Genomic DNA, 25,291 nt, shown 5'->3' with positions numbered 1-25,291 from the left:
TAAACCTTAATATTTTAAAAAATAAGCGTATAAACAATTTAGTAGTAGATAGTCACTATTCATATTGGTTGCTATTGATTGCTATTATTAATGATAATGTCTGAGCCAACTCTCTGGATTTAGCGACTATTGCTGCTGTATTTGATGGTTGTATTTGATGGTTGTATTTGGTCAGCGCTATGGTCATTAGCCACAATAAGACCGTATTACTCTGTAGGTGACGTATATCGCAGGATTATCGTGTTGATTGCTTTTTTTTGCGGCAGTAGACGTGTAAACTACCCATACGTTTTTGTTGGACATCCCCTTTGCTATGAAAGCATTATTAGACTTTATTCCTTTGATTGCCTTTTTTATCGCGGCACGTTATAACGGTATTTTGGCAGCGGCAGGGGCTTTGCTCGTCGCTACTATCGTTGTTTATGCCATTCACTTTATTCGCCAAAAAGGCAAGTTTGATAAGCAACAATGGGTCGTCTTACTATTAACCATTTTGTTTTGCGGTGGCACATTGCTGCTGCGTGATGACATCTACCTGCGCTGGAAGTCGCCCATTATCAATGGTATTTTTGCGTTAACTTTATTGGTCAGCGCCGCTATCAATAAGCCACTGATGCAGCTTGCGATGAAAGAAGTATTTACTTTAACACTAAGTGGTTGGAAAAAACTGACCGTTGCTTGGGGATTGTTTTTTACCCTTATGGCCGTACTTCATTATATCACAGCATTCACCATGTCAGATGAGGCTTGGATTAACTTTAAAACTTACGGCTGGATTCCGATTATGTTGGTGTTTGTCGTGGCTCAGTTTGCTGTACTCAAAAAGCACCTCAACCCTGCGCTGACGGACAAAACCACTAAATAACGGTTATGCGCTGATTGCAGCTACTGTCTTATGATTGATAAAACTGCTTTTAGAGCTCAAAGTAATCAGCCGTTAGCGTTATACGATGTATTTCAAATCAATCATTACGTTTTATTATCAACTAAGGAAGTTCCATGTCTTTATTTGTCATTATTGGTCATGATGTGGCTAATAGCAGCGCACAGCGTCTGATTACTCGCACTGAACATATTGAGCGGTTGCAGGCGCTAAGTCGTGAAGATCGTCTGGTGATTGCAGGCCCAACGCCGATCGAACATGGCAAGAGCGATATGTCAGGCAGCTTAATCATTGCTGAATTTGACTCTATCGAGGCGGCACAAACGTGGGCAAACGATGAGCCTTATTTACGTGATGGCGTCTATAGTCACGTGGATATCAAGCCATTTATTCAAGCATTGCCTGCGCCCACTGATAAAGTAGCCGCGTCGTGAGTCAAAAGGTCTTTACGTTGAATACTCAGTTCTCTAAAAACACAGTGGTCAGTTTGCTACTTATGGTCGCAGCTTCAGTACACGCGGCGCCACAGATGCCCAATGCAACTGATCAAGCAGTGGCACCAATGGCAAGCCAAACGGCTACCGATAACACCTCAGCAGACAACTCAGCATTAAATATCAATGATACTCTGGCAGCACAGTTGCAACCATCGACCAAGGCACTGTCCGAGGCCAATCAAGAACTACTCAGCCGTAATGCACAATTGCAACGCCAAGTGAACGACTTGCAGACCCAAGCAAACGTTTTAGTCTATGAGAGCAAAGGTCAGCTGTTTTTGTATGGTGCATTTACCGTTTTGATCAGTTTGTTGGTGGGTATTTTTATCTCGTGGCTGGTGTTCGTTCGCCGTGATCGCTGGTAAGCGATGCGCTCTTTATAGATTTAGCCTTTGACCTGCTCTATTCTGCGACGTCTCATTGTATTTTTATGAACTTGATTCTGTCATCAAGAACATTTTTATTATAGTAAATCATCCTACTAAGAAGTTTCCATGTCTATCGCTCATCACACAAACGCTGAACCATTAAACACTATCACACCTGCCAAGGTTGAGTGGCAAATGGATGATACTGGAAATATGGTGCCAGTGTCTGGTGAGTTCGGCGATGTGTATTTTTCGCATGCGGATGGTCTGGCAGAGACACGTCATGTATTTTTAGAGCACAATCAGCTGCCTGATCGCTTGGCAGGCCTTGTACCACAGCAATGTTTTACGATTGCTGAATTGGGTTTTGGTACTGGGCTTAACTTATTGGCCACTTGGCAGTTATGGCGACAGCTGCGCAATACCTACCCACAACTGGCAGATGCCCGCCTACATTTCATTACCACTGAAAAATTCCCGATACCGCTTGCAGATCTGACGCACATACTTGCCCTATGGGGTCAACGTGCTCCTGAGCTTGTAGCGTTGATTGAGCCACTTTTGGCTGCGTATCCGCCTCTTATCGCAGGCTGTCATCGTTTGGATTTTTCTTATGATAATCTGACGGTCGATATATGGCTTGGTGATGCAGCCCAGAGCCTTAGCAAACTGGCAATAGAGCGCTCTCAACAGTCTGCGCCTCAGCCTCATATCGATGCGTGGTTTTTGGATGGCTTTGCCCCTTCTTGCAACAGTACATTGTGGGCTGACAGTATCTTTACACAGATGCAGCGCCTATCGCGTCCGCATACCACCGCCGCTACTTATAGCTGCGCAGGCATCGTCAAGCGCGGGCTCAAGGAACATGGCTTTGACATCAAAAAGGTAAAAGGCTTTGGCCGCAAGCGTGAGATGCTCACTGCCATCATGCCAGCGCCAGTAAGCGATGAGACATCTGGCCACACTGATAATCGAGCGGCTGACCACCAAGCTATAGATAATGGCCATAGTATCGTCATTGGTGCTGGTATCTCAGGGCTGATGATGGCGTGGACGCTGGCCAATCGCGGTGTCCAGGTGACCTTGCTGGATAAAACGGCACCGTTGGCAGGGGCGTCAGGCAATCCGCGCGCCCTACTCGCGCCCAAAATGACGCCCATCCATCATGTCGACGAGCATCTGCATACCATCGGTTATCTTTATAGCAGCAGGCTATATCGAGACCTTAATCAGAAAGCCACACAGCTCAATACAGCGCCAGTACTGGAGCCGACTGGTGCGCTTGATTTACTGGTGAAAGCCAATATTGGCACCGAGCAAATCGAAGATTATCCTGATGAGATGGCAACCACCCTACCCCATGAGCAAGTACAGAATATTAGTGGAATAAAAGAGCAAGACTTATCAGAGAACTTATACTTACCACAGTCTGGTTTGGTCAATCCACAAGCATTGAAAACTATTATATTGACACATCCGCTCATTCGCTTTCAGCAATTAGAAGTGAGTGAGATTAACGAAACTGAACAGCAAGTGTGTATTGAAGGCAGTGATCAAAATCAGGAGACTTTCTCTATTCTTGCTGATCATGTCGTTATTTGCGCCGCCTTTGAGAGTCATCAATTAGATAAGCGTATTTTTAATTGCCGTAAAATTCGTGGTCAACTGTCTTGGTTTCGTCCTAGCCTAGAGCAACTGATGAATTTGCCAAGAATCCCGCTTAAATATAGTGGTTACTGTGCGCCCTTTAACGCACAAGCAGGAGATGATAACCTAAACACTGTCACCGCTGGCAAGCCATATCTATTACTAGGGGCAAGTTTTATCCGCAATGATATAGGTACTGACATTCGAGATGAAGAACATCAGATTAGCCGGGACAAGCTCGTTGCTGCCATTCCTGAGATGGAATCTATCATGCCAGCCGATACTAGCCTGTGGCAAGGGCGCGCTGGCATTCGCACTCAGACACCTGATTATCATCCAATCGTTGGGCAACTAACCAACAGTCAGCGAATTTGGACGATGAGTGCAATGGGTGCAAAAGGTTATGCGTTGGCACCCATCTGTGCTGAAGCGTTAGCGGGTACGATGCTAGGGTCATTTGCGCCACTATCTAATGCAATGCTCGCACGTCTATCGCCCAATCGTACCCGTTTGCAAACACCGCTCACTTAATATCATTTAGGATGATATTCATGTACATCAAAACAACGCTTTCGACGATTCATATTATCTTGTGATATCTTTATTTAATGTTCATTCCGACAATGAGATAAGCATCATGAGCTATCATCAAACCACCATTACCCTACCTACTTATGCCCGTGGTATTCATGTCATCACGCCTATCATCGAGGAAGCCATTGCTCCGCTCATACCGTCCAGCGCCAAAGCGGGGCTGGTTCATTTGTTTTTGCAACACACGTCAGCCAGTCTCGCCATTAATGAAAATGCTGACCCAGATGTAAGATTGGACACAGAGGATTGGCTCAATAAAATCGCCCCAGCCGATCAGCCAGAGTACCGCCATACCTTAGAAGGCTCCGATGATCTACCAGCGCATCTCAAAAGCATGATGATAGGTATCAGTTTGACCATTCCTCTGATAGATGGTGTCTTGGGTCTAGGTATGTGGCAAGGGGTTTACTTATGTGAGCATAGAGACGTGACTGGATATAGCGGACAACGCAAGCTGGTTATTACGGTCAATACGTAATAATATAGGGTCATTAACTGGCAGGTTGACCCTTGCAAATTGCCACATTGATATAACGCGCTATTAACGGATAAACCTGATTATGACCACTTTTGTCTTAAAATTACCAAGCTCAACAAACGCTAAGGTTCACTGTCTCAAAGCTTCTGCTCTTTTTTTGAGTTTATTTCTGCTGACTGCCTGTCAAGAAACGCCAGAACCTGAAGCACCTACCGAAACACCATCTGAAACGTCAACACAGACAACGCCTGTCACCACAAATATCAATGTCAATGAAGCGGCGGATGACAGTATAGAGGAGGTACCGAACTCAGCGCAGACTGCTACTGATTCAGAGCGCGATGCGAGCTTGACTGAGTTAGAGCAAGATCTTGGAGGCACTGTCGCTGCACCAAGTAATACTGCTACATCGCCCAATCCAGAACAGGCCATTAAAGGCGCACAAATCACTGATGTCCTTTACAAAAGTGAAGCAGGCGACACCTTATCGGTCGTTTTTGAAACGTCAGCTGCAGGGTTGCTCAATGCCATCGTCACTCGCCCCAACCAGCCAAAAATGACACTCAGCGCACCAGAAGGACAAGGTAACAATCCCACTTATCGCTCATCTGACGGTAACGTCCAACTGGTGAGTCATGCAGGTGGCGGCACCATTGATCTTATCCAAAACAATACCGTCACTAGCTTTGATGCAGTCAGTGCTGAAGCAGAAGTCGTCACTGAATAAGTGCTAATTGTATCCTTTTTGAAAGTCTTATCTTAAATAATCAAGAAGCGGCAAACGTTACTATCGTTGCCGCTTTTTTATCTCTATTTACTGGTCTCTACTCACTCGTATTTACTTAACTTTCTGGTAGATGATTTTATTTATCCAAACCCAGTTGATTGACCAAAAAGTCCGACCAACCAACTTATGGCCGTCCATATCCCCCAACCAACAAATACAATCACGATGAGTCCCAACATGTCAGGGATATGCAAGTATAGCCAAGCCACTATTGGATTTCGCCAAAAAGCACCAAAGCGGCTTTGCTGCTTGTCTTCTAGTGATTGATGTAAAAAAGGCCGATCCATATGCATGGTTTCAGTGATGCCATACTCCTGATGCAAATGCTCGTGTACGATACCCAATGTCTTGCGGCTAGGACGAATAAAAATATCTAGCAATGTTCCAATGCCCGGCACAATACCGACCACCATATCAATCAGCGCCAGTCTGACCGCAGGTGTCATTTTATCGGCAGGAACACCCAGCTGACGACCCAATATAAAAGCATAGCTGGTTAGTATCAGTCCTGCGACATCCCCTGCGAGAGGAATGGTAGAGAGCACCGTATCGGCACCCATGCCTTGCTTGGTAAAAGGCACGCGGACAAGAGAATCCATTGTATTAGCAAACTTTGCCAGTTTACGCTCAGTGGCAATGACTTGCTCGCGTGTCAGTCCCTGCTCAGCAAGTTTTGCCTGATAATCGACGACTGAGCCATTTGTATCAGAGGATTTCTTTGCTTTAAATCTCGGCAACTTCTTAAATTTATCCATTTAGAGTCGTCCATATACAAGCAATTGCAACGAGGGCAAAAACATAGCGTCCTACCCAGATATTGGCTAAGAATGCCTGAAAGCAAGCCTGCGCATTGCGACTGGCACAAGCGCTGTTTTGTTTGGCAAACATCATCGCCACCAATGCCAATCCGAATACGGGTGTCACGCCTAGCGTTGTTGGGGCAAAGTAATGCCACATCGCCGCGCCCATCATCAGCAAAAATAGCATTTGTAGGATTGAGATAATAATCACATCATAGCGCCCAAATAATATCGCCGTTGATTTGACCCCAATCTTGAGATCATCCTCGCGGTCAGCCATTGCGTACTGCGTGTCATAGGCCACCGTCCAGCACATGTAAGCAAAGAATAATAGCCAGCACCAAATATCGGGAGCGCCCTGCACCGCCACATAAGACATCGGTATGGCCCAGCCAAACGCCGCTGCCAAAAATACTTGTGGCAGATGGGTATAGCGTTTCATAAAGGGATAAATAAAGGCCAATACAACAGCACCCAGCGACCAATAAAAAACGGCAACGGGTAAGAAAAACAGCAAACTGGCACTGAGTAATACCAGTACCAAAAATGCAGCAATGGCTTCTTTGCCAGATAGACGTCCATCTGCTAATGGACGACCTTTGGTGCGAGTCACATAACCATCTACTTTACGATCCGCAAAATCATTAATCGCACAACCAGCGGCGCGCATAAATATCGCACCGAGGGCAAATATCGCAAATATCTTGAGCGTTGGCAGACCTGCTGTAACTCCTTGCTGCTGGGCTTGGCCCATGGCAGCTAACAGTACGCCCCATAATGTCGGCCATAGTAGCAGCTCAATACCCACTGGTTTATCAAAACGCGTGAGCTGGATATAGGCTTGTAGTTTGTCTTTGAATGTCATGGCTTCTTATTATCGTCAATAAAGAGTTTTATATGCTTTTTTGCTAGGGCGTGTCCCTATTTTAAAAATGGTGATAAACATTTGAATTAGGGACACGCCCTAATCGTTAGATTTGTTTCCATAAGTTATTCGCCTCAATTAGAGACAATTCAGGATACTGTTTACGTAACGCTTTAATCGCAGGGATTTTATCTTTGTGTGCTGCTTGTTGCCGCAAAAACGCCAATTGCTCTTGTGGACTGCTCAATTCCTTTAAACGTGCTTCAAGCCGAAGAATCTGAGTGCGCAGCATGATATTGACCAACAATAAGCCTGCACCCATGACCCAAATGATTAGCGTTGACATTTCCTGCTCCTGAATACATGTATTCTAAATACTCAAGCTAATGAATGACGTATGTTTATGCTGATACACTTATTTATCACAGACAGTGGCTATGAAATAATCCTCGAAAAACCGATGTCAGGCAAAATACCCATCAAAGCGCACGGCTTCATTATGCCAGCTTTCACTAGCCGGCTCATCGGCAAGTAATGGCGCAAATTGTGGCCGCTTGACGATCACGCGACCTTGTCCTTGCGCGCTTCGACTCACAATTGCCTTAGCACTATTTAGCAGTTGGCGCTCTTCATCTAGCGTTGGTGGGTGAGCCAATTGATGTAAGGCCTGCATATGCTTGCCGACTTTTGCGCCTTTGCCTGTCTTATTGTCTTGATAGCTATCCTCTGGAAACATGGGATCTAAATACACCACATCGACTGCATTGCCATCATTCGATATATCGTCAGCTTTTAGGCTCGCAAAATAACTGAGTGCATCTGCATTGATAATCTGTAGACGGCTCATGAGCTTTTGCCAATTGGGTAGCGCACTCATACGCTGCTGCTCTACAAGTAGTAGCAATGCCATCAGCGGCTGTTGCTCAAGCATAGTAACTTGGGCACCAGTACTGGCCAATATCAAACTATCATGCCCAAAGCCAGCAGTTGCATCAATAACGTGACTATCTGATGTGATTTTGACCGCTTGTAATAGCAGCTCAGACTTACGACCAGCACTCACTACACGGCGCTGCAACTTGTCCCACTCAGGTGCCACACTAAGTCCATCACTTAGCCATGATAGCTTATCTTTATCATCTAATAATAGAATGGGCTGAGTAGATGCTTGGCTCAACTGCTGACGGCGCTTTTGAGTTAGTCTCTCTGTAGCGACCTCTATATCTAAGATAATTGGTAATGTATGCTCAGCTATCAATGACTGTAAACGCTCAACCTGTGCTTGCTGGCTGTCATTGACGCAGAATAACTTACAATGTACAACAGCACCTGTCTCGTCATACGTTTGGGGCACATCGGTCATAACCATCATCCTATTTGCTGCTTATTTTCACTATAAATTACTGGCGTGTTAAATCATAACGCAAATCTAGCCAGCCATTTGATAACCAAAGCCCCAAGAAGCGATCAACACGATAACACCCGTGATAATGCGCAACCAAGCAAAAATAGTAAAGTCACGGCGACTTACCCATGCTACAAGTAAGCGAATACAAAGTAGCGCTACTATAAATGATACGATGGTTCCGATACCTAGCACCAGCCAGTCTTCACTGTTGGTCAGTACGTCACCATGTTTGACTAAGTCCAACAGTGCTGCCCCTACAATGACAGGAATACCCAAAAAGAAAGAAAATTCAGCAGAAGCCTTACGTGAGACACCTAACCACAGCGCACCAATAATAGTGGCACCTGAGCGTGACGTCCCTGGTATAAGAGCTAAACATTGGAACAAACCAATCATCAACGCAGTTTTTATGCTGACATCTTCCGCCTCTTCTGCAATGACCGTTTTAGGACGCTTTTCCACGTAAAATATCAGCAGACCGCCGATGATGAGCATAATGGCAACGACGATAGGATTAAACAGATAAGCCTTGATTTCATCGGCAAAGGTAAAACCAACAATCATCACAGGGATAGTAGAGACAATCAGACTCAGTCCCAACTGTCTAGGATTGGTCATGCCCTCTGCTTTACCAGTCAGCAAACCCATCAACGCTTGCCACAACCTACCCCAATAGTCATAAATCACTGCCAAAATAGCGCCAAGCTGTACCACTACGACAAATAAATCAACTTTTTCTTTAGTCCAGAAACCCATCACATCTGCTGATAAAATCAAATATCCCGTACTAGAGATGGGTAAAAACTCAGTGATACCTTCAACGATACCCATGATGACAGCTTGAACAAATAACAGTATATCCACAATGACTTTCCTAAAAACAGGCCGATTGGCTGTCCTGTGTTGACGTTGGTTTTATATTGATTAATGCTTAAAAAATACTCAAAAGCTACGCTTTGCCTTGCTCTTTAAGTGTTTTCCAAGCTTGGTTACGTAGATATTTTGGTAGCGCTTGCGCCGCCTCCGTACCACCATCGTTTGCAAATTGGGCAACACCAAGCTGCCCGATGATAACAGCGTCTGGCCAGACGTCTTCATGGCACACTTGCTGATCCTGTAACGCTAATAGCATCGCGCCATTCCCCGCGATAGGGATATTCAGTGCTGTTTGGCTATCATAATCTAATAGCTGCTCAGTGCTATCACTGCCATAAGCCCATACTGGCTGCATGATGCTATAACCTAACTGCTCGTCAACTATCAACTCATACTGTCCAAAATAGACTTGCTGCATACGAGCATCAAGGGCGCTGTATAGGTGTGTCAGCCCGTACTGCTGATACGCAGATTGTGCAATCGCTTGTAGGCTAGAAACGCCAACGCAAGGCAAGTCATGCGCGACAGACAACGCTTGCACCACTGCCGTGTTGATACGAATACCGCTAAACGCACCCGGCCCGCGATTAAATATTAAAGCCTGTATATCAGCAAGACGTAGCTGCGCCTCAGATAGTGCAGCATCAATCATCGGTAAGATCTGCTGAGTTTGCTGGCGTTTACCTGTTTCGGTATGGTTCGACAGTACCTGTCCGCTCGAATCTAAAATCGCGATCGAGCACTGATCGAACACGGTATCCATTGCTAAAAACATCACAACCTCGGCTTTTACTTTTGGCGTTCTAAATGGGTTTGTCAGATTTTAATAATTTTTAATAGCTATTCATCATTTATGTACTATCAAAATTTAGACAGAATGAAACAGCGCCTATCATAGCATTTAGGCTAAATGAATTTTATCAATTTCTACGCTTTTCCACACTTTATTCATCTGTACTTATTCATAGCTAACCATAAAAAACCCTAAAGCTTAGCTAGCTTTAGGGCCTGTATAAAATACTTTCAGTATGCATCACGATGGCTTAGAAGCGTGTTTTAAACTTCTTTGGCGCTTGGTTTTGCATTTCTTGCATCTGCTTTTGCATCTCTTCGGTGCTCGGCATATTGTTCGGATCCAGTCCCATTTGCTTGGCCATTTGTTCTGGATTCACGTCTTTAGTGCCTGGTTGACCGCCGCCAAACAATGGGCCGCCGCCACCGCCTGCGCTGCCACCACCCATGAGGCCTTGCATAGACTTCATCATTTTACTGATGCCTTCAGGCTTTGAGATCATTTTCATCATTTTTGCCATTTGCTTGTGCTGCTTGAGCAAACGGTTAACATCTTGAATCTCACGCCCTGAGCCTGCAGCGATACGGCGCTTACGACTTGGATTAATCTTATCAGGGTTTTTGCGCTCAAACGGCGTCATTGAATTAATCAACGCCTCCATCTCACGTACTTTTTCTTCTGGCTTGGCATCTTCGACGGCTTTTTGCATGTCTGAGCCGCTCATACCTGGCATCTTATCTAAGAAACCTGCCATACCGCCCATGCTCTTCATCTGCTGGAACTGGGTTAATAGATCTTCAAGGTCGAAATCACCGCCTTTTTGCATCTTTTTCGCCATTTTTTCGGCTTTATCACGGTCGATTTTTTGCTCAACCTCTTCGACCAAACTCAGTACGTCGCCCATACCAAGGATACGCTGGGCGATACGCTCAGGGTGGAACAGCTCTAACTCGTCGAGTTTCTCACCGCGACCCAAGAACTTAATGGGCTTGCCGGTGATAGCACGTACAGACAGCGCCGCACCGCCTCGTGCATCGCCGTCAGTCTTAGTTAAGATAACACCCGTCAATGGCAACGCATCATTAAAAGCTTTTGCGGTATTGGCGGCATCTTGACCTGTCATCGCATCGACGACAAACAATGTCTCAGAAGGGTTCACCGCCGCCGTTAACGCTTTGATCTCATCCATCATGGTATCGTCGATATGTAGACGACCCGCGGTATCAATAATCAGAATATCTTGATATTGGATTTTGGCCTCTTCAATCGCACGCTTTGCGATATCGATTGGATTTTCATCCGTGCTTGAGTTCACAAACTTAGCATTTACCTGACCGGCGACTTGCTCAAGCTGTTTGATCGCCGCTGGACGGTAGACGTCGGCCGATACCAGCATGACTTTTTTCTTTTGACGCTCTTGTAGATATTTGGCCAATTTACCAGCTGTGGTCGTTTTACCCGCACCTTGCAAACCCGCTAGCAAATAGACCACGGGCGGTTTGCCTGTCATCTCTAACTGCTGATTGGCACTGCCCATCATTTCAGTCAACTCGTCGTGTACGATCTTGACAAAGGCTTGACCTGGCGCTAGCTCTTTTAGCACTTCAGCACCAAGCGCTTGCTCTTTGACGCGTTTGACGAAATCACGAGTGACAGGCAGTGCTACGTCAGCTTCTAACAATGCCATACGTACTTCACGCAGGGTGTCTTTGATATTGTCTTCAGTCAGTTGTCCAGATCCTACGATATTACGTAGGCTGGACGATAAGCGTTCTGTTAAGGTATCAAACATAAATAACTCTCAATTAAAATGGTTTTCAATTAAATAATACGCAATTAAAATAACTTTCAATAAAATGGTGGCGAATCAAACGATTCATCAATACTATTAGGATGGACTATCAAATACTGGGACATTCTCTTATAAAAAATCATATTATCAATACTATAGCATCAACACGGCTCAAAACTTATAGTCGTTTGGCAAAACTTGGCTCTGATATTTATAAGTGACTTACGATATATTTTGCGGATGGCTGCTTTGTCAATCATATTTATAAGCAATAAGTAAGATGATGCTCAACTGGCACCCATTTTATGATAAATTGGACGATTATTCTAATCATTCTGATAATACCACTTTAGCGACACATTGAGCGGCAGTTTATGCTCAGTATAAGATGAGGCTTTTTATCTGTGCACCTTGCATTCTTACTTGCTAGCATGGCTTATGTCTTAGTCAGCCTCCACATTGGTTGGGCGCTGATTCAGGACAAACCTATTCATAAAGGCATCAGTTTGGGGCTTTTATTGGTAGGGATGGCCGCACATGCGACCTTACTTTATCCATATGTTGTGACGCTTTATGGTCTGAATTTCAATTTGTTCAATATCATTAGCCTGACCAGTTTATTCTTCTTATTCTTTTACCTGCTGTTTTGTTTGTACCGCCCTATTCTGAGCCTTGGTATTTTGGCTGCGCCTACTGCACTAATAGGTATGACCGTCGGCTATATTGGCCGCGCACCCTATCAACCGCTTACTGACGTCAGTGTCGGTCTTGAAGCTCATATCCTATTATCATTAGCGGCCTATTGTGTGCTGTTGATGGCGGCAGTACAAGCGCTATTTTTGCGTCTACAAATTCGCGAGCTCAAGCATCATACCATTCACCGATTTTGGGTCAATAAATTACCCTCATTGCAAAGTATGGAGAGTCTATTATTCGATATGCTCTTGGTAGGCTTTGTATTACTCAGTATCGCACTGGGGATTGGGTTTATCTATGTCGAAGATTTGATGGCACAGCATATCGTGCACAAAACAGTATTTAGTCTGCTCTCGTGGTTATTATTTGGTACGTTGCTGCTTGGCAATTGGCGCGCAGGATGGCGAGGCAAACGTGCGGCGAATATCACTATTTATGCCTTTATTCTGTTAGCGATTGGCTTTGTGGGTAGTAAGTTTGTTTTGGAAATGCTGATATAAAATATCACATTATAAAAAAGGCGGTCAGTAACTGTTGCTACTGACCGCCTTTTTTATCTCGTTTTCTACTGATTTTTTAGTTAAAAACCACGGTCTTATTGCCTGCCACAATCACACGATTTTGCACATGCCAATTCACAGCACGTGCCAATACATTACGCTCGATATCGCGCCCAATCGCCCGCAACTCTGTTACCCCTTGGCGATGGGTCACACGGTGTACGTCTTGCTCAATAATAGGCCCTTGATCCAGCTCAGCAGTCACATAGTGCGCTGTTGCGCCAATCAGCTTGACGCCTTTATCATAAGCCTGACGATAAGGATCTGCACCCACAAACGCAGGCAAGAACGAATGATGGATATTAATCACTTGCATCGGCCAACGCTTCACGAAATCAGCTGACAATATCTGCATATAACGCGCCAACACTAGTAAGTCATTACCTGCCATCAGCTTATGGATTTGCTCCTCCGCTTCTACCTTATTCTCTTTGGTCACGGGCACATGGTGAAAGGTAATGCCGAAGTTTTCGACCGCTTGTTGTAAATCAGGATGGTTACTCACCACGCAAGTAATCTCGCAATCCAGCAAGCCACGCTGGTGACGCCATAATAAATCTAACAACGCGTGATCAAACTTTGACACCAAAATACCCACTTTGGTCTTCGTGGCATTATTATGTAGACGCCAGTCCATGTTATGGCGTTTAGCCACCGTATGTGCAAAACTGGCTTCAAAGTTATCCATAATTTCGCTCAAGCCTGCCAAAGCAAACTCTAAACGCATAAAGTACTGCCCGCCCTCATGCGCGGTGGAGTACTGATCCAAGGTGATGATGTTCGCGCCATAGCGATGAATAAATTCAGAGACTGCCTGTACGATACCCGCCTGATCTTTACATTTGATGAGCAATGTCGCTGTATCAGTAAAGCTAGGAATCTGTTTGTTTTGTGAGGCTGTGTTTGATGATGAAGCCGTTTTGGTATTGTCTGACATAATACGCCCAATATAAAAAATGATGACTTATCGCTGAAAAATTGCTGGCAGCGGAGTAAACCGGTTATTTTAATCTTTTTTGCGATGCTTTGCTGAGCGAGTTAGTTTTTTTTGGTTATTTAGGATGATTTATATATTCAGGGAGATATAACGCAAGAACCCCCAATGTAAGATTGGGGGTTTTTTATTTTTTAATTTAGTTACCTCTATACAAATCTAATAGGCTTTATAAAGGTATTAGCAGATGGGGAAGGAGTTGTCACAGTTAGTTTCAACTGATCGTTAGGACGACAACCACTATAGGTAAATGTATAGCTGACTGCGTTATCTCTCACTTTACCAAAGTTACCATTTCCTATTGGCACACCAGCACCTAAATCAACAATATCAGGTACAGTCAGACTTCCAGAAACAAGTTCAGCTTCGCACGTTGAGCTTGTGTCTGCTACAGTCAATGAAGCATCCTCTGGTAAATTGCCACTAGAGGTTGAACCTACACCGTTTGTACCAATAGGTACATTGAATGAAGAAGAGCCTGATGTAACAATAGCAACTGTGTTTGGCTCAGCATTTGATACTTGAATTCTACCACCCGCTAAGACTGCTGTAGGAGAATAGCTAGTTTTATCTTCAGCTGCGATACTAATACTTGTCCCTGATGGCATGCTAACTGTTTGAGCACCATTACCATACATTTTGAAGTCCACTTCAATAGGTGAGTCTACATCATCTAATGGGTTTGCTGGCAATGTTCTTCCCAATCTTGGGAATAAAGGAACATTTGAAGCCAAACCTAGTACAACTTGAGAACGTAAAATAGCATCTAATTTATCATCACATGTTCCGTCAATGTTAGGATAACTGAATGATGAGCTACCACATGCTAGATTAGAAGCATTCCGGCGATAGATAAATTCACCTAGATCATCATCATATTGGTTATTTTCGTTATCATCACGGAAGAAATCACCAATATTACGGGTTAGTATATCTCCAGCACTGAACTGGTTATCCCCATCTCTATCTATGTAGCTTTTGTCTCCTTCTACATACGCGATAACAGAGATACGATCATCTACAGGGCGGGGATTTTGCGTACTAAACTCAACACTACATTGACCATTATTAGTTGCACAACTTGGAATAATTCTGCCACCTTCGCTAATAAAACTTACGACTGTACCATCAGGTACAGGGTTACCTACTCTATCCACTAGTCTTGCTGTCACAGTAGCAATATCACCATCAACGCCAGCAGCTAATACGTTTTTACTTAGTGAAATACTAAAGCCATTTTGTGTAGCACGTCCCGTCGCTACAGAAACATTTTTAGATAAAGCAAAGACACTACTATTCGATAATAAAGCGGCCTTTATCTCTACTGGACCAGGTAAGGCTCCAGGATATAAATTGACTACGACCCTACCTTGAGAATCACTCGTAACTGTCTCAGGGGCTCGATTGCCCAGACTCACGAAACTAAAGTCAGTAGGAGCGAACACCTTACTTATCTGAACTCTTTGATTAGCGGCAGGTCTACCATTTGAATACACAGTGAATTCTATACTTCCTGAGCGTGACGAACCGCTATTATTAGCACCTAGCTGCACATCATCTGTAGTGGTATATACTATTGAGCTGGCTTCCACACCTTCAATATTAACGGTTACCGTTTGGCTGTTAGCAGGGTTACTGACAGGTGCGACTGTAATGGTTTGCTCACCTTCACATAGCTTGCCATTATCATCTATGGCCTGATAGGTCACAGAGACATCACCTTGGTTACTTGAAACCATGCTGGCATTATCAAAAGTACCGCAACTTGTATCGAACGTAACTGAGATATTATTTTGATTGATATTACTAATAGCATCTTTCGTCTTCAACGTAATATTCGTATTGCCACCTGACTCTAAACTATTCGTAGATAAAGCAACATCGGTTAATACTACCTCTAATGTTTGTAAAGAGAAATTATAACTTGGCGTAGCTGCGGTTAGATTGTCATAACTGACAGTCGCTCTAAGCTGGTAGCTACCTGTGGTCGTATTGTCTAAAGGTTTAACAGATATATTTGCCTCACCGCTCTCGTTAGTCAATATAGCAGCATTACTCGTGCCAAATACCACATTTTCACCTTCGAAAGTGACCAAAGCATTGCTAACTGGCTTACCGTTACTGTCAGTTACTGTAACTTTCGCATTGGCTCCCGTGGAAGTTACAGTGCGAGTAATATTACCGTTAGTATCCGTTAGAATTATAGGTGTGATATTAAGCTCACCTATTTCTTGCTCTCCACCACCATTATTGCCACCCGTACCCGGCTGTTGCGTACCCAATTCAGGCTCTGGCGCAACCGTATCTGTGCCACCACCACCACAACCCGCCAAGGCCAATGATAAGGTTAGCGCTGTCAGTTGAAACAATTTAGAGGTAGGTAGCGAGGGATATGACATGTTTTTGACTCCGCATGAGCAGTGATTTATGAAGCAAATAGGTGGAAAACTATTACAAATTATTATGAAATACTGGTAATGCCTTCTAAGTTTACAGTGATACTAATGTATTAATAGTTTGTATTAAATATATAACAGCAACTTTACTGACTTTTGTTATAACTTACAACCAAAAATTAATCTTTACTATTAAACAATCAACAACATAGCACGCTCATTTAAGGTATAATATCCCTCCTTTAAACCAACAACTATCATAAAAATATTTGAGTATTCGTCTGTTTTATGGTATAAATGTCGGCTTTAAAATTTTCTGAATTGGTCAGCCTGTTATTTGCCTTTAGATAACAGCAAAACCAGCTCAACCTTCATATAGTTTTGTTTGGTGCAAAGCTGCCGCTTGCTGTGTCCATGCCGCATAAACGTGCAATTTGCCCAGACTGGTGTGAGAAAAACTCATACCTCATAGATTAGGAGTTCGCCATGTCTCGAGTTTGCCAAGTGACTGGAAAGCGCCCTATGGTGGGTAATAATGTTTCGCATGCAAACAACAAAACCCGTCGTCGCTTTCTACCAAACCTTCACAACCATCGTTTTTGGGTAGAGTCTGAAAACCGCTTTGTACGTCTACGTGTGTCTACCAAAGGTATGCGCATCATTGACAAACTTGGTATCGATAAAGTGTTAGCGGATCTACGCGCACAAGGTCAAAAAGTTTAAGTTAAAAATAGCAGCTGAGTGATGACTCTCATTATTTAGCTGCTGTTCTGCTACATTAGCTGTGGCAACTTGCTCTTTGAGACACGTACCTATCGTTTGAAGACCCCTCATTTACAGGAAAGCTATCATGAGAGATAAAATTAAATTAGTATCAACAGCTGGTACTGGGTATTACTACACCACTACTAAAAACAAGCGCACTATGCCTGGCAAAATGGAAATCAAAAAGTTTGATCCAAAAGTACGCCAGCACGTGATCTTTAAAGAAGCTAAAATCAAATAATCTTCATTTTATAAATGGTATTATTTGAACAAAAAAAGGGTTTATCCATTGATAAACCCTTTTTTTATGCTTGTATATTTAGCTATCTTCAGCTCACTAGTAAACTAGATCAACTGTAGTGCGTTGGTTCTTTATCATATACATGCGCATGCCACTTACTCATTTGCTTTTGCATAATGACTTGTATGGCTGCATGAATCATATGCTGACCAATCACTTGAGTATCACTGCCAAGTAACTCTTTGAGCTTGTCAGAGAAATCAATCGTCATCAGTGGCACCTCATCTTGCTCGGCATCACGCAACAACAATCTACCATCATCTGCTTCCACTAACTCTAAGGTGGTTTCTTTGGCAAACCCTGCAAACTGATCGCTACTTTCGTTGTCTACTTCTATATCATTATCGATATCATATGGCATTAATATGTTCCTTATTATCCCGTTTAGTACTGGTAGAGAAACTAGTGATTGCAAAGCCGTTATTTATTGAAAACAAACGCATTCGGCAAATCTATCATCTTACAGTAACGCGGGTAAATCTGTCTTACTCATACAATGGACGCTTTAACACTAGAATTCAAGGGCTATCACATAAGTCTTCACTGTAAAAAACTTGGATGCCTTGCAATAAGGACACATTAGCGCCAATAGCGCAGTTTCGCTAACGTAAATAAGAAAGCAACGAACATCCCAAGGTAATAGACCAGCTTTAGCTCAAGGGTGGGATCGCGGTATTTAAAAGGCAGGGCAACAGTCGCCGTTGCAGTCGGAAGTATCAATAACATCAGCAGCCAGTTCTCAATTACATTGAGCCAACCCTGTAAATCCGTCCCGTTGCGCAGTGAAGCGAGCCCCATCAAAAGACAAGCTATGATTAAGCTGGTAAATAAGCCATTTGGTAAATCTTTTGGATAGATAATTTTGGCAATACTGGCCGGTACAATTCGCATATAAAATTCCAGCCATGCACATAGAACATGGCTTAATGATTAAAAAGTATAAAATAGCACATCACAATGTAAGCATGAAAAAGCACTATACTTATGGCAAAACCCTTTAACTATAAGTGCCCATCAGCCATAGCATCGATATACAAGAGGTCAAATAGCCCAAACTAATGGCATTCCAACTCTCGATATGCAGGCCTTTGACTTTATTGAGTATGCGAGAACCCACCCAAAAAAACAGCGGAATACCTAACATGAACGCAGGCACAATGACCGCAGCATGGCGCAGCACTGTTCCGACATCATCACCCACCATCAAGCGAAAGCCATAACCTGCCAAGCTCAGTACCAGTGCAAACATAGCCATACCAATGGTAATGCCTTTGGGCACCAAACTACGTTGCGGTGTTTCACTTCTTGACTGCCTAGCCTGCTGATTCAACACTTCATGAGAGTTTGCTTGCTCAGAAGGCTCTGCCGAACTGGTAGAATTTTTTGTGTCCATATTTCACCTTTACGTGACTGACCGTTATATAGTCATAAGTTATACAGCACATTTTAATAGTATTGTTGGATGGCTAATAGCGTTTATTAACCATCCAACACTTGCTAGCTATTGTTTGCTAATAACAACTCTGCGCGCATCTCATCAATAGCCGCTTTATAGTCTTTTTGGTTGAATATCGCAGAACCCGCGACGAACATGTCAGCCCCTGCTTCAGCAATCGCACGAATGTTGCTGGCTTTGACACCGCCATCTACTTCTAATCTGATATCTCGACCACTGGTGATGATACGCTGACGTACCTGACGTATTTTGTCTAATGTGTTATCGATAAACGACTGACCACCAAAACCAGGGTTAACACTCATCAATAAAATTTGATCCACTTTATCCATCACACAATCTAGATGGTGTAATGATGTGGCAGGATTGAGTACCAAACCGCACTCTGCCCCACCATCTTTGATAAGCTGAAGAGAGCGATCAACGTGATGACTGGCTTCTGGATGAAAGGTGATGATACTCGCCCCCGCTTCCAAAAACTGCTCAATCATACCATCAACAGGGGAAACCATCAGATGCACATCGATTGGCGCCTCCACCCCATAGTCACGCAGCGCCTTACAAATCATGCTACCAAATGTCAAATTGGGAACATAATGATTGTCCATGACATCAAAATGAATCACATCGGCACCCGACTCTAATACCTTCTCAACTTCTTCGCCCAACCGCGCAAAGTCAGCTGAGAGTATCGATGGGGCAATAAGATAAGGTCTAGCAGGACTGTTCATAATTGGGCTACCTAATTCATGTTTATATAAGATATGGATAGATTAAAAGAAAATTCTAATCGGCTCACATATGCTGCGAGCCTTTGACATATTGATACTAAATACTTAGTTGTTTAGCGCTGCTTGTATTGGGTCTTACAATAAGCACGACCAACTTCGAAAGAGCGCTTTGTCTCATGCTTGGTAGCACGATTACTCACTCGCTTGCGCCATAAACGAAAAGATGATGGCTTTAGCTCTTGGCGCATAAGTTTGATAACTCCAGTCTCATCGAGACCATAGCTATGCTCTATCGCACCGAATGGCGTTCTGTCTTCCCATGCCATCTCTATCACGCGAGATATTTGCGTCTCATCAAGTACTCTCTCACCTGCATCGTTGACGGTTTTTGCAATCAGCTCGTCTGACTTAGCTTGAGACACTTCATCACTATAATTATTGCTACGTTGTTTATTTTGTAGAGCAGCATCCATATCAGCTTGCATCGTTGCTTTTGTAGCGCTTGTATCTGCTGACTTATTCTTCGAATTGGAAGCTGTCAAAACTTGATAACTTGCCATAAAAACTACCTTTTAAACATGAATGCAATAGTAAAAAATGTATCACGGTCATCTGAATGACCTCTTAGCTCATCTGAGCCATGTGCCAATGATGTTCGATATGATCATTAATCACCGTTTGGATAAAATAATAGCTGTGGTCATGCCCCGCTTGATAGCGTAATGTTAAGGGCTGTTCGGCTTTTGCACAAGCGTCTTGTAGTTTAGCGGTTTGTAGTTGCCCTTCTGCTAAGAAATTATCAGCCGCGCCTTGATCAACCAAAATGCTCGAATACTGCTGACCAACTTTCTCTATCATCTGTGAGGCGTCCGCTTGTACCCATAGAGACTTATCATTACCGAAGTACTCTGTATAGGCGGCTTGTCCCCATGCAGACTCACTGGCAGCACATACTGGCGACAACGCCGATACGCTGACAAACTTACTTGGGAACTTGAATCCTAGCAATAACGCGCCATGGCCACCCATCGAGTGCCCTGTAATACCAATGCTATCGATAGGAAACTCTGAGCGTAATAAGTCATATAGCTCATCAACGATGTAACTTTGCATATTGAAGTTGTCTGACCACGGTGCTTGAGTCGCATCTACGTAATAACTTGCACCTTGACCAACAAAATAGCGCTCATCATTTGGTACATCGCTGTCTTCACTACTTCTAGGCGAAGTATCAGGTGCGATAAGTATCATACCAAGCTCGCTACATTTTTGTTGAAAATGACCTTTATGCGTCACATTGTCCGCGTTACAGGTCAGACCCGATAGATATAATATCGCAGGACAACGTCGTCCAGCCAAGGCCTCATCAGGTAGATAAATACTAAACGTCATAGAGGTTTTGGTAGACGTCGATTCGTGACTATAATAATGCTGCTCACCATTAAAACAGCGATTTACACTTTTTTGGGTAAGCTGTTTATGGTTAGACAAACTATGACTATAAGAATTCTGCATGAGTGATATCCTTTTTATTCAAAAAACCAACGATGGCGTTTAATAAGTGCTCGTTATTTGATACTAGCATTTGCCAGTTACTAGATCATTTCTCATATTTATTCGGCAGCTGCATCTACTTCACCTACCGATAGATTAGCAGTAGTTTCAGGTAAAACATTGACGGTCGTAGAAGCAGTATCATTCGTAATACTCGCAACTGAAGGTCGCGCTTTATCAAACAGCACTTGCTCAAATGCAGGTAAGGCGGTTTCCATCAAACTGCCGATTACCATCTGCGGCTCTGATGGCTCAAATCCCATTGCGCTCTCACGCTCATTGACACGTATACGAGCATCCTTAAAAGCCGACTCAAAACTGGTATTTCCTCTCAAGCTTTCAGCAAAAAATGCTTGACCAAAATACGTCATCTCAGCGGTATTGGTGCAGCCAAATGAGGGCTTGTCAGCAGCCGATGCCGTAATCACTACCGTGGTTGGAGAAGCCAGCTCATCGATAAATGAGCCTGAGTAACAAGCCGAGAGCACAATCACGCGCCAGCGAATACCCGAGGCATCCAGTGCTTCACGAAGCCATGCAGCATCTAGATTGTCCATCGTGATTGGCGGATTCGCTAACTGAACGATATCCTCGTTACCATGTGAAGACAACGTCAAAAACAACACATCTTCGTCAGCATTCATCTGCTGACCGATTTTTTTCAAGCCGCGTAGGATGCTGGTTTTGGTCGCAATTGGCTCGTCCATCCAGCTATACGTATTGTTAATCAAAGACAACGAGTGCCCGCTGGTCCCAAAACGCACATCAAACAGCTCACGTACTTTATTGATCTCAGAACGAAAGACGTTTTGACCAGAGAACCCTGCCACACCCATAAAGTACCAGTCGGTTTTGCCATCAATACTTGGGTCTATACTATTTAATGCTTGCTGTAATAAACGGGGCTGCTCATATAGTGCCGCCTCTTCCAACACAGGCTCTACTGGAATTTGCTTAAAAATAGGCTGATCAGCGACATTACGCTGCCAGATCGTCAATAAAGCCACAGCACCAACTAGGATAATAATTCGCTCCCACCATGGTATGCGCAGGCGACGAGAAAAAATCCATAGCAAAGCAAGCGTCTGCCATAAAAACAATACCAAAAATAGTATGGGTAAAAACGAGTAACTCCACTCAGGTAACCAGCCATAGCTACCAAAAAACTGTACCAAGCTCTGCAATAATGCGGATAAAGTATCAGCAACCAACCAAAGAACGACGGGCACAAAAACCAGTGTCTGATTGCTGGCTCGCCGTGCCAAGATAATACCGCTTAATAAAATAATCATCGGCCAGATCAAATAACTGACCAAGCCTTGCTCATTGAACATACTACCACTTTCAGCCGCCAACCACGAAAATAGGACGTTACTACCAAGTGCCAATAAGGCAAATACAGCAAACTGTATAAAGGTGGGCTTTACCCAAGAAAACGCCCGAGTTGAACCAACCAACATCCACAAAGTTGCGATAATATTGGCAGCGAAATTAAGCGAAAAACGCTGGAGCGATACGGTTTTTAACGACGTAAGTGACAAAGACTTAGACCTCTAGCCAGTCGAGAAAAATAAAATGACCCAATGATAACTATCATGATGTCGTCGCCGCTTGATGTAATCGACTTACGATTTTTTCACGGCTCCAGACATCTATTTATATTGAATTCACGATGGAATGTTTATCGAAGATGACTAGCATTAACTAATAGTTTAGCTCGCTAATCTATCGCGATTGTAACGGATTGTCGGTCAAGAGGATAAGGATGATTTGTAAAATTCATCCATATATGACCATAAACCTCAATAAAAAAGGAGGCCTTGCAGACAAGACCTCCTTTTACATCAATTACCAGACATTATCTCATCAATAGCTCATTAACGCGCTTTAGATAAGCGGCTGGATCCTCTAACTGCCCGCCATCTGCTAACAATGCTTGATCAAAAATGACTTGCGCCAAATCATCAAACTGCTCGCTGCTCTCAAGCTTCTTAATGAGTGGATGATCAGGATTGACCTCTAGTGTTGGCTTACTTGCTGGCACATCCTGACCCATTTGCTGTAGCATCTGAATCATTTGCGGTGATAGCTCACCTTCACCAACGACTAAGCAAGCAGGGCTATCAACCAAACGCGTTGAGACTTTGACATCTTTAGCACGTTCGCCCAATGCAGTTTTGAGTTTATCAACAACAGGCTTTAAGGTTTCTTCGGCTTTCTCTGCTTCGGCTTTTTCTGCTTCATCTTGCAAATCGCCTAGATCTACGGCACCTTTGGCGATGTTCTGTAGCGGTGTCTCGTCAAATGAGGTTAAGAAGTTCATCGCCCATTCATCGACACGGCTGGTCATCAAGATAACCTCGATGCCTTTTTTCTTGAATAGCTCAAGTTGCGGGCTGTTTTTCGCAGCGGCTAGGTTATCAGCGGTGAGGTAGTAGATGGCTTTTTGGCCATCTTTCATACGACCTTTATAATCTTCAAAGCTGGTCTCAAGGCCATCTTGCGTGCTGGTGGCATAACGCAATAGCTTAGCAATACGTTCTTTATTACCCGCGTCCTCACCCAAGCCCTCTTTGATGACATCACCAAACTCTGCATAGAACTGGGCAAATTTTTCTTGCTTGTCACTGTCTTCGCTATTGGCAAGACTGGCCAGCAAAGTCAAGATACGGCGGGCGTTACCATCACGAATAGATTTTACATCACGTGACTCTTGTAGGAGCTCACGGCTCACGTTCAATGGCAAGTCTGCTGAATCGATCACACCTTTCACGAAACGCAAATACATCGGTAGCAATTGCTCAGCTTCGTCCATGATAAAGACGCGCTTCACATATAGCTTTAGACCATGCTGTTGCTCACGAGTGTATAGATCGACTGGCGCTTTTTTAGGGATATATAGTAGCTGGGTATACTGTACGCGGCCCTCGACACGGTTGTGCGTCCACGTAAGCGGCGCGTCCATGTCATAAGTGATGTTTTTATAAAAATCGACATACTCATCATCTTCGATTTCAGAGCTTGAGCGTGTCCATAGCGCACTGGCTTTATTGATGGTTTCCCACTCATCCGTCAGTACCATCTCGCCACCAGTAGGCGTGTCATCATTTTCGTCATCGACGACATCTTCTTGCCAGATCTCTTTACGCATCTGAATGGGCAGACTGATATGGTCAGAGTATTTATTGACCAAGCGCTTGATCTTGCTGCGGTCTAGGTAGTTATCTTCGCCCTCGCTATATTCTTCTTTTAGGTGCAAAGTGATCGCGGTACCGCGCGTGTCTTTGGTAATAGGCTCAACGGTAAAGCTACCAGTACCATCTGATACCCAGCGCACGCCTTTATCAGCAGGCTCACCCGCTTTACGTGATTCAACACTGATGGTGTCAGCCACGATAAAACCTGAGTAAAAACCAACACCGAATTGACCAATCAGTTGACCATCTTGTTTTTGTGATTCAGACAATTTATCCAAAAAGGCTTTGGTGCCTGATTTGGCGATGGTACCTAAGTTTTCGATGGCATCGGCTTCATTCATCCCAATACCGTTGTCGGTAAAGGTAATAGTTTTGGCGTCTTCATCGACGGCGATACGGATTTTTAATTCGCCATCGTCTTCATAAAGGCTATCATCATTGGTGGCTTCAAAGCGCAGCTTATCGCAAGCATCCGACGCGTTAGAGACGAGCTCACGAACGAAAATATCAGCGTTAGAATATAGTGAATGCGTGACCAAATGCAGCAACTGCGCCACTTCCGCTTCAAACGTATGTTTTTTTAATTCTGGATTCAGACCTTCAGCTTGAGTTGCTTCACTCATAAAAACTCCTTTAAATTCTATGAAAGACCTATTATCAGATAACGATATACTCACTAAGGCCGCTCTCATAATGTTAGAGACCCTGCCGTATGTGATACCGTTAAACTGTCTATACTAATAGGGGCATTGAGAAAAAATTCAAGCTCAAAAGTCTTATTCAATAAAAAACACCGCGCTTGTTTACCAAGGCGGTGTTCTGGTATCAGTCATTTTTTAGCGCAAGAACAAAA

At 43.8% G+C, this 25,291-nt stretch carries 26 protein-coding genes; 9 read left to right on the top strand and 17 right to left on the bottom strand.

Features of this window, described 5'->3' with window-relative positions:
• Positions 1-313 precede the first annotated feature (313 nt).
• From ispZ to AS194_RS06330, 6 genes are all read left to right on the top strand, one after another.
• Complete coding sequence (ispZ, locus tag AS194_RS06355) at positions 314-865, top strand: septation protein IspZ (protein WP_058024627.1); 552 nt, start codon at positions 314-316, stop codon at positions 863-865.
• Between the two features lie 134 nt (positions 866-999).
• Positions 1,000-1,317, top strand: a complete 318-nt coding sequence (locus tag AS194_RS06350; RefSeq protein WP_058024626.1) for a YciI family protein — start codon at positions 1,000-1,002, stop codon at positions 1,315-1,317.
• A gap of 17 nt (positions 1,318-1,334) precedes the next feature.
• Positions 1,335-1,745, top strand: a complete 411-nt coding sequence (locus AS194_RS06345; RefSeq protein ID WP_227511590.1) for a hypothetical protein — start codon at positions 1,335-1,337, stop codon at positions 1,743-1,745.
• 129 nt (positions 1,746-1,874) lie between these two features.
• Positions 1,875-3,926 (top strand): FAD-dependent 5-carboxymethylaminomethyl-2-thiouridine(34) oxidoreductase MnmC, encoded by a 2,052-nt coding sequence (gene mnmC, locus AS194_RS06340; RefSeq protein WP_058024621.1) that lies wholly within the window; start codon positions 1,875-1,877, stop codon positions 3,924-3,926.
• Between the two features lie 106 nt (positions 3,927-4,032).
• On the top strand, positions 4,033-4,467 hold the full coding sequence (locus AS194_RS06335) for a secondary thiamine-phosphate synthase enzyme YjbQ (RefSeq protein ID WP_058024620.1): 435 nt from the start codon (positions 4,033-4,035) through the stop codon (positions 4,465-4,467).
• Positions 4,468-4,624: 157 nt separating this feature from the next.
• Complete coding sequence (locus AS194_RS06330) at positions 4,625-5,194, top strand: hypothetical protein (RefSeq protein ID WP_200960333.1); 570 nt, start codon at positions 4,625-4,627, stop codon at positions 5,192-5,194.
• Between the two features lie 140 nt (positions 5,195-5,334).
• On the opposite strand, the gene AS194_RS06325 is transcribed toward AS194_RS06330, so the two are convergent.
• The 7 genes from AS194_RS06325 to ffh all read right to left on the bottom strand — a co-directional run bounded on the left by AS194_RS06325 (position 5,335) and on the right by ffh (position 11,788).
• Entirely contained in the window at positions 5,335-6,009 is a 675-nt protein-coding gene (locus AS194_RS06325) for a DUF4112 domain-containing protein (protein WP_058024618.1), read from the bottom strand.
• The gene (ubiA, locus tag AS194_RS06320; RefSeq protein WP_058024617.1) at positions 6,002-6,919 is read right to left on the bottom strand and encodes a 4-hydroxybenzoate octaprenyltransferase; all 918 of its coding nucleotides are present in this window, start codon (positions 6,917-6,919) and stop codon (positions 6,002-6,004) included. Before ubiA ends, AS194_RS06325 begins: the two co-directional genes overlap by 8 nt.
• A 106-nt stretch (positions 6,920-7,025) precedes the next feature.
• Positions 7,026-7,265: a hypothetical protein gene (locus tag AS194_RS06315; RefSeq protein WP_058024616.1), complete on the bottom strand. Its 240-nt coding sequence runs from the start codon at positions 7,263-7,265 to the stop codon at positions 7,026-7,028.
• A gap of 117 nt (positions 7,266-7,382) precedes the next feature.
• Entirely contained in the window at positions 7,383-8,282 is a 900-nt protein-coding gene (locus AS194_RS06310) for a class I SAM-dependent methyltransferase (RefSeq protein WP_058024615.1), read from the bottom strand.
• A 66-nt stretch (positions 8,283-8,348) separates the two neighbouring features.
• The gene (locus tag AS194_RS06305; RefSeq protein ID WP_058024614.1) at positions 8,349-9,191 is read right to left on the bottom strand and encodes an undecaprenyl-diphosphate phosphatase; all 843 of its coding nucleotides are present in this window, start codon (positions 9,189-9,191) and stop codon (positions 8,349-8,351) included.
• 85 nt (positions 9,192-9,276) lie between these two features.
• Positions 9,277-9,978, bottom strand: coding sequence for a tRNA (adenosine(37)-N6)-threonylcarbamoyltransferase complex dimerization subunit type 1 TsaB (gene tsaB, locus AS194_RS06300; protein ID WP_058024613.1), 702 nt, complete (start codon positions 9,976-9,978; stop codon positions 9,277-9,279).
• A gap of 268 nt (positions 9,979-10,246) precedes the next feature.
• Positions 10,247-11,788, bottom strand: coding sequence for a signal recognition particle protein (ffh, locus tag AS194_RS06295; protein WP_058024612.1), 1,542 nt, complete (start codon positions 11,786-11,788; stop codon positions 10,247-10,249).
• Positions 11,789-12,192: 404 nt separating this feature from the next.
• On the opposite strand from ffh, the gene AS194_RS06290 reads away from it, so the two are divergent.
• The gene (locus AS194_RS06290) at positions 12,193-12,984 is read left to right on the top strand and encodes an inner membrane protein YpjD (RefSeq protein WP_200960332.1); all 792 of its coding nucleotides are present in this window, start codon (positions 12,193-12,195) and stop codon (positions 12,982-12,984) included.
• Positions 12,985-13,060: 76 nt separating this feature from the next.
• Here AS194_RS06290 and purU read toward each other — a convergent pair whose 3' ends face one another.
• A complete protein-coding gene (gene purU / locus AS194_RS06285; RefSeq protein WP_227511589.1) occupies positions 13,061-13,981 on the bottom strand; it encodes a formyltetrahydrofolate deformylase in 921 nt (306 codons plus the stop codon).
• Positions 13,982-14,187: 206 nt separating this feature from the next.
• A complete protein-coding gene (locus tag AS194_RS06280; RefSeq protein WP_058024611.1) occupies positions 14,188-16,437 on the bottom strand; it encodes an Ig-like domain-containing protein in 2,250 nt (749 codons plus the stop codon).
• Between the two features lie 483 nt (positions 16,438-16,920).
• Between AS194_RS06280 and rpmB the strand changes: the two genes are divergently transcribed.
• Together rpmB and rpmG are read left to right on the top strand one after the other, a co-directional pair.
• Complete coding sequence (gene rpmB / locus AS194_RS06275) at positions 16,921-17,157, top strand: 50S ribosomal protein L28 (protein WP_057761372.1); 237 nt, start codon at positions 16,921-16,923, stop codon at positions 17,155-17,157.
• 127 nt (positions 17,158-17,284) lie between these two features.
• The gene (rpmG, locus tag AS194_RS06270; protein ID WP_010201403.1) at positions 17,285-17,440 is read left to right on the top strand and encodes a 50S ribosomal protein L33; all 156 of its coding nucleotides are present in this window, start codon (positions 17,285-17,287) and stop codon (positions 17,438-17,440) included.
• Positions 17,441-17,549: 109 nt separating this feature from the next.
• Here rpmG and AS194_RS06265 read toward each other — a convergent pair whose 3' ends face one another.
• The 8 genes from AS194_RS06265 to htpG all read right to left on the bottom strand — a co-directional run bounded on the left by AS194_RS06265 (position 17,550) and on the right by htpG (position 25,061).
• Positions 17,550-17,861, bottom strand: a complete 312-nt coding sequence (locus AS194_RS06265; RefSeq protein ID WP_058024610.1) for a hypothetical protein — start codon at positions 17,859-17,861, stop codon at positions 17,550-17,552.
• A 218-nt stretch (positions 17,862-18,079) separates the two neighbouring features.
• Positions 18,080-18,391 (bottom strand): hypothetical protein, encoded by a 312-nt coding sequence (locus AS194_RS06260; protein WP_058024609.1) that lies wholly within the window; start codon positions 18,389-18,391, stop codon positions 18,080-18,082.
• 106 nt (positions 18,392-18,497) lie between these two features.
• Positions 18,498-18,893, bottom strand: coding sequence for a hypothetical protein (locus AS194_RS06255; RefSeq protein WP_227511588.1), 396 nt, complete (start codon positions 18,891-18,893; stop codon positions 18,498-18,500).
• Between the two features lie 104 nt (positions 18,894-18,997).
• Positions 18,998-19,687: a ribulose-phosphate 3-epimerase gene (rpe, locus tag AS194_RS06250; RefSeq protein WP_058024608.1), complete on the bottom strand. Its 690-nt coding sequence runs from the start codon at positions 19,685-19,687 to the stop codon at positions 18,998-19,000.
• Positions 19,688-19,800: 113 nt separating this feature from the next.
• Entirely contained in the window at positions 19,801-20,082 is a 282-nt protein-coding gene (locus AS194_RS14040; RefSeq protein WP_413771708.1) for a TIGR03643 family protein, read from the bottom strand.
• A gap of 229 nt (positions 20,083-20,311) precedes the next feature.
• Positions 20,312-21,202, bottom strand: a complete 891-nt coding sequence (fghA, locus tag AS194_RS06240; RefSeq protein WP_058024607.1) for an S-formylglutathione hydrolase — start codon at positions 21,200-21,202, stop codon at positions 20,312-20,314.
• A 98-nt stretch (positions 21,203-21,300) separates the two neighbouring features.
• On the bottom strand, positions 21,301-22,782 hold the full coding sequence (locus AS194_RS06235; RefSeq protein WP_058024606.1) for a C13 family peptidase: 1,482 nt from the start codon (positions 22,780-22,782) through the stop codon (positions 21,301-21,303).
• Positions 22,783-23,099: 317 nt separating this feature from the next.
• Positions 23,100-25,061, bottom strand: a complete 1,962-nt coding sequence (gene htpG, locus AS194_RS06230; protein ID WP_058024605.1) for a molecular chaperone HtpG — start codon at positions 25,059-25,061, stop codon at positions 23,100-23,102.
• Positions 25,062-25,291: the final 230 nt, after the last annotated feature.

Source organism: Psychrobacter piscatorii (genome assembly GCF_001444505.1).
Classification (GTDB): Bacteria; Pseudomonadota; Gammaproteobacteria; order Pseudomonadales; family Moraxellaceae; genus Psychrobacter; species Psychrobacter piscatorii_B.
Note: the sequence above shows the minus strand (reverse complement) of the source record. Positions and strands in the feature narration are given on the sequence as shown.